We start from the raw sequence: 14,568 nt of genomic DNA, 5'->3' as shown, positions 1-14,568 counted from the left end.
CGATCGCTAGACAGTGAAAGTTCCAGAAAGCAGCAAGGAAGCAACAATCCAAAGCACCAAGGAGACCGAGCCACCCACTATTAAAAAATGCTTGAATTTATACATTCCCATTCCATAGATCAAGGTGTTGGTTTGGTAGCCTACCGGAGTGAAAAAACTAAAATTGGCTGCAAACATAATTGCCAATATAAAGGGTTTTGGATCCAGGTTCATCGTTGTCGCAATGGTAATGGCGATTGGGGTAATGATAATAGCGGTTGCATTGTTGGAAACGAAGCCACTTAAGATCATGGTAACAAGGAAAAGGATTCCAATAATAATGGTACTGGACCGTTCTGTAAAGAGTGCTAGTAAATGATCGGCAATCCACATGTCGGCTCCGCTATTGCTCATGGCTATTCCCAAAGGGATCATTCCTGCCAAAAGAAAGATCACTTGCCAGTTAATTTGGGAATAGGCTTTTCCTAGATCTAGGCATTTGGTGAAGATCATTAGAAAAACCCCAACCAAGGCACTTTGTAAAATAGGGAATATAGAAAATGCTGAGAGGGCGACCACCACCACCAATATTCCAAGAGAAATGATTCGTTTGGATTTTTTCTTAACCTCGATTTCTTGGTATTGCTGAAGTATGGTGATATTATCTATTTTTCCCAGATCGGAAAGGGCTTTTGCAGAAACCTCTACCAAAAGTCTATCTCCCACCCGAAGCTCTATCTCATCTCTTTTTTTACCAAAAACCCGATCTTCAGTATGCCTAAAATTTCTTCTCTTTTTTATAGCTAGGGGCACGGCTCCTTGAAGATCGAAGTTCCCAACCGACTTTATACTTTTTCCAATGAGAGGAGAATTGGGTAACATTAAAATTTCCACTACCTGAATATTCTCTTCTAAACCTTCGGCATCTGTAATGGGGAGCGTGAATTTTTTACTTTCCCTTTTAATCACAGAGAAGCCTTTATGCTCTTTAAGTTTAACCAAATTTTCAAGGTTACACCCCAGGAGCAATTGGTCTTTCTCTTTAAGGGCAGTGTATTTTCCAGGCCTGTTATTAATGATGCCATCTCTTTTTAACGACAATATTTCCACATCCCTGTTATTATAGAAAAAGGTATCTATTATTTTTTTATCTATTACTTCAGAATCTTTATTGATGATTACCTTGGTTATATATTCATCTAGGTTGTAATCTTTATTAATATCCACTTTTCCTTTGTTGGGCAAAAATTTATATAACAAACTAACAATGAGGATTGTTATGACCAAAAACAAAACCCCATATTTGGTAAACTCGAAAAATGCGAAACGCTCGACCCCTTTTTCAATCGCAATAGCATTTACAATAAGGTTGGTAGAGGTACCCATAAGTGTACAACTTCCGCCAATAATTCCTGCAAAAGAAACTGGTAAAAGCAACTTTTCACTGGGGATATTATACTTTGCAGAGAGTTCTGTGATTATTTTAATAAAAACGATTACCACGGCCGTGGTATTGATAAATGCAGAAATACTTCCAGCAATAAGCATAAAAACAGGGATCATAAGATAAATTGGAAGCCCCCTTAAATTTTTAAGCCCATTGGAAAGCCAGCTAATCACGCCGTTTGTTTCCAAGCCAATGGCAATGATCATTAAAGCAAGAACTGTAATGGTTGCGGGATTTGCGAAACCAGAAATGGCTTCCTCGGGGGTGATCAATTTAGTTAGCAGGAGGCTAACCATAATGAAAAATGCAATTTTATCTACGGGGAATACCTCCAGCGCAAATAGAATTATTACGATGCCAAGGATTATAAAAACCAAAATAATATCAATGGTCATACCCTAAAATATTTAGTGTCAAGATAAGGGTATTTGGCTTAAATAAACCAGAGATAAATCTGTAAAAGGATAGTAGGCCAAAGTAAAATTAAATCTTATATTTTTCATGACGTTCCTTAAGCATCTTACAATTTAGGTCCTTTCTATTGTTTAATACAGTCTTTCCAAACCACGTATGGTATTTTTGGGTATCCAAAAAGTCTACATTTAGTGAAAACCATTCTTCATCTGAAAATTGTTTATTAAAAAAAAGTTCCCATTCTGCTCTCAGCCGTTCATTTCTAAAAATATAACTTTCCAATCCTAAGTGGTATAAATCTGCATCACAAAGAATTTTTTCAGCCTTTGTTTTTGGGTTTTGAGGCATCTTGGTTGCCATGATGCAATTTTGAACGATCTCTATTTTGCTGGAGGGATAGTCATTTTCTTTTAAGAATTCTGTGGCATGAACAACGCTTTGCTCTTCATGGTCCACATAGGTGTCTGCCATGCCGGTATCGTGGAATAAGGCGGCAATAAGAATGGGTTCTAGGTCAGCTCCATAAACCTCTTCATAATTTGCAATAGTCTTTGTATACTGGTAGACATCTTCTGTATGTTGTACACTGTGAAAAGGAAGCGTTTTACATCTGCTGTTATTTAAAAAGTCGATACAATACTCATATGTCTTAGAAACTAAATTCGTTTTATTAAAACCTTTAAGAAAATTTAGAGCCATTGTTAAATAATATTTTAGTTTCTACAACCCTCAACAGGTTCTATTTCTATAAAATAAGGGAAATTTAAAGTCTAATGATATCGTTTCTAAATTTACAAGAATTCGTGTAATACATCAATTAATTAAATTATTTAACCTTTTATTATGCTATTCAATTTTAAGTTGAAATATTAGAATGTATATCCGTTTTCTGTCCTAAAAGTTCTTTCGTCACCTTGAATTTATTTCAGGGTCTCCATATTGCATTGATTTATATTGTAGTGAGATTCTGAAACTCCCGAACGGTCGGGACAGAATGACCTCCTTTTTCAGTTTAGGATACTTTACGGACAAGCAAAATATTAGAAGGTATAGACTAATTGGAAACATATCAATGTTGCTATTATATTAAATGTTCACTAATTTTCAGGATTGAAAAGAAAAAGCATTATGAGCAGAGGATTTGTAAAAGAAGATGATCAAGAAGAGGCGCCCTTTATACCTGCCAGGGCAGCTTTGCCAAATGGAGAAATAAATTATGCAACCCCGCTTGGATATGAAATGCTTAAAAAAGAAAAAATGGAATTGGAAAACAATATTTCCAACCTAGATTTAGAGGAAGGTAAAGAGCGAAGGCATACCCTTGCCATTTTAAATGGAAAACTGGATTTATTGAACGATAGAATACTTTCTGCCAGAATATTAGACCCAAAAGAGCAACCCCAAAAGGAAATTAGGTTTGGCGCCTTGATCACATTTAAATTTTTAACGGGAACTCAAAGTGGGGTTACCAAAGAATTTCAGATAGTAGGAGTGGATGAAGCCAACATCAAAGAAAACAAGATTGCATTTGTAGCTCCTTTGGCAAAGGCTTTAACCGGCAAGAAAATAGGGGAAAAAGCTGAAGTATTCATGGCCGGGAAACTTCAGGAATTGGAGATTAGTGGTATAGCGTATTAGTCGGTTTTCTTTTCCAAAACAAATTCCAGATCGTCTACAATATCACCAAATTCAGATTGTTCAATAGGAAAGGATATTTCTGAAGGCCTTGAGGAATAACCTAAATTATCTAGTTGTTCCGGATTTATAAGCGCTTTGTATTGCCCTGGTTCCAAGCCCAAATAGGTGAAATAACCATCGCCTTCGGTAAGGAATTCCCCTACCAATTCATTTTTGTTATTTATTATATTAACAGAAATTCGGCCTTGACCTTTGGTTCCATTTTCGTCTTTTATAAAAACCATCCCAGAAACTTCCCCCAAAACTTTCACGGGAACATAGATGGTCTTAAACTGGTTGGGAACCGTTTCCAAAGCAATTACCGGCTTCTCAATTTTCCAGGCAATATTATCTAAACTTAAAACATCTATGTGGATCATAAATTGGTTATAGGGCTGTAGATCGTAAATACGAAGTTGGGTCTTGTCCTTATTATAAGTCACGTTGCCCCCCATGTTCTTGATCTTTAGACCGGGGACACCGGGCTCCATTTCATCAAATTTATTGTTGTTATTTAAATCCAGAAAAGGAATAATACTTACTGCCCCTTTTCCAATACTACTTCGATCATTAACCGTAATATATCCGGTTTGGTCATCTAAAAGCAAACTTCCCCTGGCAGATTCAACAAAGGTGGAATTTAAATTTCCAATTCTAGATGTCAATGAGGTTTGCGCAAAATTCAAATTATATCTCAATCCAATTTCAAAGAAGTGTGCCTTTCTAAGAAAGTTGTTTTCAAAACCCACGTTCACCAATCCGCGTTTTAAAAAAGGCCTTTCCAACCTTAGGATCATGTTGGTAACAGAATTAGCACTAAAATCATACTGTAATTGAGGCGAAAAAAGCAATTGGTGGGGCAGGTTGTAAGTTTGGGATATGGTACTATATATAGATGGATTTGAGGTTCGATCGTTGAACAATCCATAGGTAGTTAAATTGGTGCTGATCCCAAAAAACGAACCTGACAGTAGGAACTGAGCTGAAGTAAACTTGGTTGTGGGAAGTACGATCTGGTCTATACTAAACCTGGAATAAGCAGAAAATAATTTTGTCCTTATTGGTAATGATAGGCTTATCTTTCTTTCTTCCAAATAATTATAATTTATAGCCGTTTGATCTTTATTATAATTAATATAGTTAAGATCTATCTGAAAATTGGAAGGTGTTCTATAACTTAACAATCCCTCAGACTTTACACCATACATATATTCCCCAGAAAAAAGCAATCCTGCAGCAATTCTCAAAGAAGAATTTATAAAAGGCATCATCTCTCCCGAAGTAACATCCGATAAATATTCGACCCCACCACCTATGGTAAACCCATTTGTAAGTCCGTAATTCATATTGAACCTGGAAAACCGATCGTTTTCTGTATTTTCAACGATCCCGGCACTAAGTGTGTATTCCAATTCCTTTTTCGGAATAAAGTTGTAAGGGATGTTAATAATACGTTCTTCGGTACGTTCTTCTCCATAAGGGCCATAAAACCTAAGATTTACTATGGTATTTCCATACATCAACGGAACTTCAAAAGAAAAGAATCCGGAAGCATCGGCTTCAGTAAAATCTATCATTACATTGTTCACATAAAGCTCTACGGTCCATCGGGGATCTGTAACATCGGTAAGTGTATAGGATCCAAACGACCTTCTGTTCACTATGGGCGTATTTGTTAATTGAACCCCAACCACAGGAGCGAAAAGGGAAGAAGTAGCCCTTGTAAAGATTTTCCCAGCGGTAACTTGCTTAAATATCTTACTGTTATTATTTACATATTTCCATTGATAGAATTGATTCTTGGATTGAAATGGGATCTTGGTCGAATAATTTAAAAGGATATTGGTTTCCCCTCCTGCAATCATGGTTCCTAAACCTAAATTGAACCTGTTGTCATTAAACCCATCGGTTTGCTGCGTGGTCACAACCGACCAATCTGCCATACCTGCCCTAAAAGATGGATATTTCCTTTCTATTAAAGTATCGGGGTTTATCACTCCTCTAACTTTGTTTAGGTTCTTGCGCATGCTTTCCAAACGTAATTCTTTAACCTTTGGAAGTTCAATAGCTGTAGTTAATTTTATGGAAAGATTTCTGAAATTGAAATCCGTGTACAGTCCGAAAATCTTACCAAAAAGTGAAGATTTTAGATATAGCGTGGTAGAAGTTAATATATAATCATCTTCGGAAATTATAAAACTATTTTCTTTATACTGAATTTTAGATAGGGAAATATCGAATTTGAAAGAATTTTCAGGATCAATAATAAAACCTGAAATGTCTGCAGGCTTACTTCCTATTTCATTCTTTAAATTTAGATAATCAAAAAGATCTGAGACAGAGATATATGCTTCCTGGTCTTTAATAGCCACGGGCATATCTATAACCTCTAGATTTTTAACCCGTAGTTCTACAGGAAATTCATCATATTCCTGAGCGATAATATTCAAGTTTCCCAGAAATAATAATGCAATTAAAAAAAGAAAGGATTTTTCCAGGATTTTATTTTCTGCATATAATTTATGGGAAGAAATTAATTCAGGCATTAAGAGGGGGCTACTTACTTGAATATAATTATTGTTGGATGAATGTTATGGCGATGGTGCCACTATAAGAGCCGGCACCATTTCCAGAAATATTGCCTATATGCAAGGTTCCTCCAATTTCAATCTCATTGATACTGGTTGAGGGTGCAGTTGTGATAAAAGTTTTTGGAACGCTATATGTTAAATTATCCAGCAGGATCTGATCTCCGCTGCTCCCTAAAAGCATAAAACTGTCGGGGTGGGAAATGGTAATAATAGTTCCCGGGTTGGCTGTTACTTCATACATCGCCGAAGATACAGTAGGACCAATATTCAACAAGTATATTTCCCCAATTTGTGTTCGTAGGCTATTTGGTGCAACTATAACATTTCCTCCGGCAGTTCCCAGCGTGAATTTACCAAAATTCAAAAATCGTGCTGTCCTTACTTTTACCTCAATAGGAACAGGAGGATTTTCTTGAGCAAAAGATGGGAGTGCTCCAACTAACAAAAAAGAAAGTAAGACCCATTTATAAGCTCTTTTAGATAGGTGAGTTCGAGATGTGTTATGGTATTCCTTCATCATTTTTTAATTAATACCTTTTTAGTGAATACACCTTCATTGGAATAGAAACTGATAAGATATAAACCAGAGCTCTTTATTCCTTTAATATCAATAATATCGTTTTCTGAAACAAATTGAGTTTCTATAAGTTGCCCTGTTACCGTGGAAACCTTTATATCCCCAATTTTTCCTAGCTCCAAATTCATTTTTATTTTTACTGTACCCTCATTTTGTGATACGCTAAATAGATCGTTGAAGAAGATTGCTGGATCATTGATTTGAATATCTGAAAAAACCAATTGGAACCGTTTTTCATTTTTGCCTGAAGATGCATAGAACCTATATTCACTTTTGTTCATTAGGTTAATACTAATTCTTTTTTCCAAATCGATTAAATATATATAGCTTCCAGACACGATTTCTTCTTTATTGGTCAAAGAGATAGTGATCCAAGCTTCATTTTCTATGTTTAGCCCCAATGGTATTCTTAGTTCATTTAGTCCATTATAAGAGGGAACTGCATTAATAGAAAGGATTTCATTTGTATTTGATATACTATAAAGGTTAGGGGTAGCAGGATTGGTATTCATCAATTTTAAGGCATCAAATTCTTTATCAAAAGCTTCAGTAGCATAATTGTTAAAATAAACTACGGTTTCATCCTTTTGGTTAGTTCCATCGAATTCTGCATTTAATCTTATTAAAGTAAAGGAATCCTCTATAGGAGATTTATAGAATGGCTGACTGAAATCTGTTACCCGAACGGCATTGGTGGTACCTAAAGTAGCAGAAACAGGATAGGTTCCAGTGGGTGAATCTGTAACATGAACAAAAAAGCCCTGCATAGATGGGATTATGTTGGAAGATGAACCAGCACCACTCTGGATCCCATTTACATAAGAGGAATAGATCCCGGTATATTGATCGGTTGCTGAAAAATAATAAATCGCATCGTCTATATTGTCCTTTGTCCATCCAGGGGATGCCCAATCTATTGGAGAAGGGTAGGGATTTCCAACAAGGTTAAAGCCTTTAGTGTAAGTTCCATTGTTATGGGAAAGGTTTATTTGCTGGGATCCATTGGTTACAATACCCGTGATTTCAATCGTTTTAGGAGCAGCTGAGCTTCCAAAATTTAGTGCATAGCCTTCTAAAATAGAAAGGGGCAATGAAGGTGAAGAATAATCTTCGAAACCTGTGGCATCTTCATTTTGTGAGCTTTCCCGGTTTTCATTATATCTATAGAAATTTGGAAAGCTTGCTGTAAGATCTACAACCCCAGCATAATCCCCCACAGTAGTGTTTTGAAAGGGGCTAGTAATATACTTATATCCCACTACTGGAAATAAATATCGCTGCATAGTAACACTTCCTGAAACAGTTCCATTTCCAGATCCATCTATAAGGGCGGTTTGAGTTAAACTCGATATGAGGATTAAATTATCTCCTGTATTTAAATTACCGCTGGCTATATTTAAATAGCCAGTTATTTCTAAAATTCCACTAAGGCTAACTCCAGAGGTATTATTGATGGTTAAATTCCTAACCCTATTAGATACAAAAGTATCGGCGGGAATGGTTTGAGCACTACCTCCTTGTAATGCTATAGTTCCATTTAGCGCGTTAAATGTTCCGTTATTGGAAATTGTTCCATTTATATTTAGTGTATTGTCCAAGACACTTAAAGACGAACCGGAACTAACAATGAGATTTTTACATTTACCGGCTGCCCCAGTATTTAATAAAGGGTAAAAGGTCGAAACATTATTTACAACTGCATTATTTATATAAGAAGGTATCAAATCACATTCCCAGTTTCCAGATTTGTTCCAATCTGAGTCGATCGCGCCGGACCAATAATTATTATCACTTATAGTAAAAGGAGTGGATCTGGACAAATCACTTCCGATGATATTAGGATTAACAGAACTTAATTCAATCCTATAGTCAGATCTAGTTATGGTGTTAAGTGGTATAGTATAAGTTCGGGTTATAGGTAAAGAAGTTGCTTCATTAATACCAAGTGGAATTTCTGAAGAAGATAGCGAAAATGGATTACCGCTATTAACTATTACCGAATTTCCCGAAGAATTTATATAAATTAGGGAAATTGTGAATTCACTGGATGTGGTAAAATACGCCCCGCTATTAGCACTTCCCTTCCCGTTTTGAAGGGTAAAAGAAATACCTATAGTTGAAGTGGGACAGACAGACTTGCTTGTGGCTGTGACATTTAAAATAGTGGGATCGGACTTTTTAGGTTTACCGCCTTGTCCATAAACATTTCCTGAAAAACTAAATGCAAGTATGAAAAAGAGAATACACATGAAATGCCGTGTACCCTTCAAGTTATTGAGGGAACAGGTTAAAAAGTAATTTTTTACCATAGAATTTAGTTTGGGACTAATTCAAATCATACAAATATTCATCATAAATTTTACCTTCAGCAGTTTTGTAAGAGATCTTTAATTTTCCTTTGGAATAATCTACACCTTCCATTTCGGGAAGATTTAAAACAAACTTTCTTTTATTGTTTGGCGTATAAACCGCTAATCCTCTTACTGCCGTAATTTTATAGCTTTCACCCACTTCAGGAATATACTCGACAGAAAGATCGCCGTAGGTAGAAAAATTTCCATTTCGGTTAAATTCAATCGATAATTTTGTTTTATTATCATCCTGTATTAAATTAAAATCTTTTAACTCCAATTTGGTTGTAGATGCCCCATTTCTTATTATTATGGGAATACTAATCCCAAAAACAGTTTTGATATTAATGGAAATGGCATCCTCTTCGTCCTCGATATCACTTTCTTCTAAAGCTGTTACTTCTTCCACAGCTCTAAAATACATGTGCGAACGATATTCGCCAGGATTCAACAGGTTTCTTTTAGTGATTTGGACCCGGATAGTTTGAGCCTCATTAGGTGCTAAATTAACCCTTCTAGGGTAATAGCGAAGAAATTCATTGGCAAAATTCTGACCCTCTTCCGGGTTTTCAATCTCATCGAAACTTCCATCCTCGTTCATTTTATACTGAATAAAGGAAATAGCATAGGTTGCTGTGTCTGCACCGGTATTTATCAGGTTGATCTCTTGTGATCTTTCCGATCCTGCAAACACCAATCTTTTTGGGATCACCATAAGATCTCCTTGAGCGAATGTAAAAGAAGAAGTGAAAATGATACATGTTACTAGAACAAATAGGAATGGGGATTTCGAATTTTGTTTCATAATTTATTGAAAATAGAAAAAGATTCTTTAAAGAATTGAGGTTCAAAGGTAATTAAAGTAATGAAACAACAATTGGGTATTACCAATTCTTAATTATAAGAAACTGTAACATTGAATCCTGATGGATTTGTATAATACCCAGAGGACTGATTGGCCTCAAGGTTTAAAGTAGCCCCAATCCTTAAAACATCATCTCCCTGATTGGTGATTTCTGGTAAAGGTGTTACCTGAAACTGGTTAATAACCATAAACTGGTTGGGATTACTTTCGTTGAACAATGTAAAATCATCTGGAAGGCTTATGGAATAATTATATTCACCATGGGTCACTACAGCTTCTGCAGCCGATACATCTCCTGGAACAGCATTAGAGATCTGAACCCCATTTGCTATTCTTGTTCCATCTGGTGATAAAATAATAGTTCCTTGGGTATATCCTGCGATTACATTTCCAAAATTAAGATCAACCGACTTTGTTATTTTAATGGGCTCTACAACAACAACCCGAGCTTCAACATTGCTGGTAGCAGAATTCTGGGAACGGGCTTTTAGGGCAAACATTAAAATAAATAGTATGAGTAAAATAGATTTCATAAGTAATAGAACAGTTAAATAAAATATGATAGAAAGCGAAAAACGCCACCATAGGGGCGGCGTTTTTAAATATACAATATACTTATTTATTATTCGTAAGTTACAGTTACTGAAACTAGACCACTTTGGGCACCAGCTGTTGCATCGGCAGGTACATTTAAAGTTCCTCCAATACTAAAAGTTGATTCATCATTTGCACCATCAGCACCAAGTGTATGTGTAAGGTTTGTTAATGTCATTTCTGTACCAGGCTGCGTAGTTACAGACATAGCAACTTTATAAAGTGCATCTGCATCTTTGGTTACGGTGAATGCTGGAACATCAAATGTTCCATAAGCTGCAATTTCCATATCTGTTGCCGAAAAAGTCCTAGTGGCACCATTAGCAGACAAAACAACAGTAGCAGCAGCAGTTGATGTAGTAAACTTTCCAAAATCCATGGAAGTATCAGTATCACGTGTAATTCCAATTGGACTTACAATTTCAGCATTTACGGGAGCGGTTGCTGTTTTTGAATTCTGAGCGAACGTAGTTCCAGTTATTAAAGCGATCAAAACAAAAGTAATTTTTTTCATCTGTAGGTTAATTTGGGGGTTAATAATAACAACACAAAGATGGAGGAAATTAAATGTAGCACTTGCAAAAAACTTCAAAAACTCGATGAATAGCAATATATGTTCGATAAAATGCAAAAAAAAGAATGTTTTCCGTTGTTCAAGTAAGGCTAAAACACTAAAATATATCAATTTTTATCTAAAATATATTCAATTAAAGCTTCATTAATTAGCCATTTGCCGCGGAAAAATCATGCATTTTATATAAATATGGAAAGAAGTTTAAAATAAAAAGGGAATAGAAATAAAAATTAAATTTGTATCAAGAGGTTATTTGTAGGTGATTTTTAATTATTATGGATAAAGGGAATGAATCCTAGTTGAAATTAACTGTAACATGAATTCTAGTGAATACAATACTTTCCTTGAGCATGACCAAGATCTACATTTAGGATGGACTAAATTTAAGGTTTTGAAAGCCAATAGCAAGTCCAATAGCTATAATCGGTTTAAGATACCCCGAAAATTTTGACAGTCCATCAGTGATACTGGAGGTTGCGCTATATATCCCAGCTCCAAACTTTTTTATCTAAATAATTCCACAACGGCTCTCCCTCGGGGATAGTCGGTCTCAAGAAATTTTTAATTTTATATTACTGCTAATAAGCAGTAAAATTCTGCCATTTTTGACAGGTGCGTATGCAGAATAAAACAGAATTGTATTTTTCGTGATCGTTTTTAATTGGCAATCTGAAAATTGACGTATTGGTCGTAAAGTAGCAGCACTCCTCGGTGCTTTTGGTATTTATGATATAGAAGTAATTAGCTGGCATATTTTAGATCGGTCTTTAAATTTTAAGCGTGTCCAAAGATCTAAGAAGGAAAAGAGTAGAGGTATTTTAAAAGTATTGCTTGTTATTGCAATCAAGAAGCTTGGGGCAGGTTCGCGAATTATATCCAGATAATTCGAGGGGAAAATACTTTTAAAGAATTCGGGACAAATGGGGAATTAAACTTTCAATGAGGGGTTAAAAAGAAAGCAGGAAAAAAGTTGAAGGTAGAAGTGTAGTATGTGTTTATGGGTAATACCTAAAGATATAGTAGATGATATATATTCTAGTTGTAATTAACAGTTATATTAAATCCATCTTGATTAACATAGGTTCCCGGAGTTTGATTAGGATTTACTTTTAGGGTTGCACCTACATTAATGGTTTGTGATCCAACTGCTAGTACGTTATCATTATTAAAGTCTGAAGTAAAATTAGTGATCTCCATAGTTTCACTTCCATTAGATAATACATAGTTATTGCTAGGCAAAGTAACTTCATACGTATATCCGGCTTCGCCAGTGATCTCGAAAGATGCAGCTGAAGCAGTTCCACCATCGGTCAATTCCACATCTCCAGAAGTAGCTCTCGTACTATTAGGTGTAAGGGTTATTTCTCCACCGTTTTTAGCGTCTACGTTGGCAAACTTAAGATCTGAGGTAGTGGTGATTCCAATTGGTTCTATAATCGTAACCGATGCATTGAAAGATGCTGTTGCTTGAGGGAAGGCTGTAAAAGAAAAACATAAGGTTAAAATTCCAATAAGGGTTTTTATATTTTTCATGTTACAGTGTGTTTAAATAATTCAATATTCAAATATAGACAAACAATTGCTTGCAATCGACTAAATACCATTTTAATCGATGAAATACACAAAAGTTTAGCGTTTAGTTAAGAAATTCTGACAAAAAAGAAGATGGTTTTAACTGTAATTGGCTTAAACTAAGGATAAATAGAGTTGAAAAGAATATTATTAAAGCATTGAGTGATTGTAGGATGAATTCCCACATTAGATATGTGGTTGTTTTGCTCAAATGATATTAAACTAAATTATTTAGAGGACTAATACCCTTTTTTTAAAGCAAGGGCACCTAATATTTTGTAACTTCTCTACTTAATTCTAATAAAAATTATGAAAAACACCTACATTACAAATTTAAACCTTCAGGTCACAGATTATGGATTGCTATTTCTTAGAGTTGCGATTGCGGCGTTAATGCTTGGTCATGGCATCCCGAAGCTACTCATGCTTTTTGGGTCTCAAGAAATTTCTTTTGCAGATCCAATTGGAATTGGGGAAACCGCCACTCTTACAATTGCGGTTTTTGCTGAAGTAATCTGTTCAATATTAATAGCGGTCGGATTAGCCACGAGAGTGGCAGCATTGGTTTTGTTATTTACTATGGCTATAGCTTTTTTTGTAGTGCACGCTAGTGATCCCTTTCAAATTAAAGAATTGGCCCTGGTATATTTGGTGGTTTATGCTTTTATAAGTATTGTTGGAAGTGGAAAATATGCTTTGGATCACTACTTTCTTAAAAAATAAGTTTTAAAACCCCACTAAGTAAAAATGAAAATATTAGAGCTACTGGGAGGAGGAAAGACCACGGAAAGAAAAATATAGAAGTTCTAACTTTATTAAAGAGGCCGTAAATATGGTTAATAAAAAATGGGATAAAGCTAATTTAGCTTTATCCCATTTTCATGCTTAATAAATGCCAGGCTATTCAGAATCCATCATTGCAAAGAATTTATCGAGATTTGGAATAATTACTATTCTAGTTCTTCTGTTTTTCGCCATGTTTTCTTTATTGGAGTTCTCTACCAAAGGCGCATAACTGCTTCTTCCTGCCGCAATTAATTTTGAAGGGTCCACATTGTACTTGTCTTGTAACGCCCTTACTATAGAAGTGGATCTTCTAACGCTTAAATCCCAATTGTCTTGAATATGAGATCCAGGAACCATGGTTTGAGAATCGGTATGACCTTCTACCATTACTTCCATGCTAGGCTCAGAATTAATAACTTCAGCTAATTTTTTCATCAACCCATCCGCTTTGTTGCTCAATCTATAGCTCCCACTTTTAAAAAGTAATTTATCTGAAACATTGATCATCACAACAGTCTTATCTACCGTGATCTGTACATCATCACTTTCTGAATCTTCAGTGATGGATTGCTTTAAGTTGTAAGAGACTGCAAGGTTGATGGAATCTTCAAGCGTTTTTGCCTTACTTAGCTCATTTTGATCTACTTTCGCTAAAGTAGCTCTCATTTGTTTTTTTGTTTTATTGGACATTACGGTAAGGTCGTTCATCTCCATTTTTTCATCATTGGATTCTTTTAAAGAATTGATTTTCGCGTTGTAATCTGCCACACGCGCTTCAATAGCATCTAATTTTGCCTGTGCCTCTTCTTTTTCCATGGTAGTACGTTGTAAATTGCTTTGAGTATTGGACAATTCACTTTCTAATGCAACATACTTTTTCTTGGAAACGCAAGACGTCAAGGTGGCCGCAGATAATACTGTTACTAATAGGATTTTTTTCATTGTAATAATTTTTAATTAATATGCCCACGGGTTAGTTATCTTAGCTTTTTGGTTGTTATGGGCAACTAGGAAAACGAGTGTATTTTTATTATCGTATTTTAAATATGACTTTAACATATTTTTAGGCTGCTCTTTTTCGATTTTTGTTCATTTTTTTTTCGTTCTAGCCTTCGCATTTTTTTTAAATCCAGGCTCCAAG

Annotated in this window: 12 protein-coding genes; 2 read left to right on the top strand and 10 right to left on the bottom strand. The window is 35.4% G+C overall.

All coding sequences use genetic code 11. The annotated features are described in order from the left end of the window. Positions 1–6: 6 nt before the first annotated feature. Together JM83_RS16970 and JM83_RS16965 are read right to left on the bottom strand one after the other, a co-directional pair. Positions 7–1,821: an SLC13 family permease gene (locus tag JM83_RS16970; protein ID WP_144963286.1), complete on the bottom strand. Its 1,815-nt coding sequence runs from the start codon at positions 1,819–1,821 to the stop codon at positions 7–9. Between the two features lie 88 nt (positions 1,822–1,909). After that, positions 1,910–2,539 carry an HD domain-containing protein gene (locus JM83_RS16965; protein WP_144963285.1) on the bottom strand — a complete coding sequence of 210 codons (630 nt, stop codon included), beginning with the start codon at positions 2,537–2,539 and terminating at the stop codon, positions 1,910–1,912. Positions 2,540–2,968: 429 nt separating this feature from the next. On the opposite strand from JM83_RS16965, the gene JM83_RS16960 reads away from it, so the two are divergent. Further along, on the top strand, positions 2,969–3,478 hold the full coding sequence (locus JM83_RS16960) for a GreA/GreB family elongation factor (RefSeq protein WP_144963284.1): 510 nt from the start codon (positions 2,969–2,971) through the stop codon (positions 3,476–3,478). On the opposite strand, the gene JM83_RS16955 is transcribed toward JM83_RS16960, so the two are convergent. The 7 genes from JM83_RS16955 to JM83_RS16925 all read right to left on the bottom strand — a co-directional run bounded on the left by JM83_RS16955 (position 3,475) and on the right by JM83_RS16925 (position 12,602). Then, positions 3,475–6,063, bottom strand: a complete 2,589-nt coding sequence (locus JM83_RS16955) for a hypothetical protein (RefSeq protein WP_144963283.1) — start codon at positions 6,061–6,063, stop codon at positions 3,475–3,477. The genes JM83_RS16960 and JM83_RS16955 overlap by 4 nt on opposite strands. Before the next feature lie 28 nt (positions 6,064–6,091). Continuing rightward, positions 6,092–6,628, bottom strand: a complete 537-nt coding sequence (locus tag JM83_RS16950) for a DUF4402 domain-containing protein (RefSeq protein ID WP_144963282.1) — start codon at positions 6,626–6,628, stop codon at positions 6,092–6,094. Beyond that, the gene (locus tag JM83_RS16945; RefSeq protein WP_186435032.1) at positions 6,625–8,934 is read right to left on the bottom strand and encodes a T9SS type A sorting domain-containing protein; all 2,310 of its coding nucleotides are present in this window, start codon (positions 8,932–8,934) and stop codon (positions 6,625–6,627) included. The genes JM83_RS16950 and JM83_RS16945 overlap by 4 nt, the downstream gene beginning before the upstream one ends. A 76-nt stretch (positions 8,935–9,010) precedes the next feature. Then, positions 9,011–9,841, bottom strand: a complete 831-nt coding sequence (locus tag JM83_RS16940) for a molecular chaperone (RefSeq protein ID WP_144963280.1) — start codon at positions 9,839–9,841, stop codon at positions 9,011–9,013. A gap of 89 nt (positions 9,842–9,930) precedes the next feature. After that, entirely contained in the window at positions 9,931–10,434 is a 504-nt protein-coding gene (locus JM83_RS16935) for a DUF4402 domain-containing protein (protein WP_144963279.1), read from the bottom strand. An 89-nt stretch (positions 10,435–10,523) separates the two neighbouring features. After that, positions 10,524–11,009, bottom strand: coding sequence for a DUF4402 domain-containing protein (locus JM83_RS16930; protein ID WP_144963278.1), 486 nt, complete (start codon positions 11,007–11,009; stop codon positions 10,524–10,526). A 1,095-nt stretch (positions 11,010–12,104) separates the two neighbouring features. Further along, positions 12,105–12,602, bottom strand: coding sequence for a DUF4402 domain-containing protein (locus JM83_RS16925; protein WP_144963277.1), 498 nt, complete (start codon positions 12,600–12,602; stop codon positions 12,105–12,107). A 348-nt stretch (positions 12,603–12,950) separates the two neighbouring features. Between JM83_RS16925 and JM83_RS16920 the strand changes: the two genes are divergently transcribed. Next, positions 12,951–13,364, top strand: coding sequence for a DoxX family protein (locus tag JM83_RS16920; RefSeq protein WP_144963276.1), 414 nt, complete (start codon positions 12,951–12,953; stop codon positions 13,362–13,364). Positions 13,365–13,541: 177 nt separating this feature from the next. Here JM83_RS16920 and JM83_RS16915 read toward each other — a convergent pair whose 3' ends face one another. Beyond that, positions 13,542–14,369 carry an OmpA family protein gene (locus JM83_RS16915; RefSeq protein WP_144963275.1) on the bottom strand — a complete coding sequence of 276 codons (828 nt, stop codon included), beginning with the start codon at positions 14,367–14,369 and terminating at the stop codon, positions 13,542–13,544. Positions 14,370–14,568: the final 199 nt, after the last annotated feature.

The sequence above is a fragment of the Gillisia sp. Hel_I_86 genome, assembly GCF_007827275.1.
In the GTDB taxonomy this organism is placed as follows: domain Bacteria; phylum Bacteroidota; class Bacteroidia; order Flavobacteriales; family Flavobacteriaceae; genus Gillisia.
This window is presented reverse-complemented; position numbering and strand designations above follow the sequence as displayed.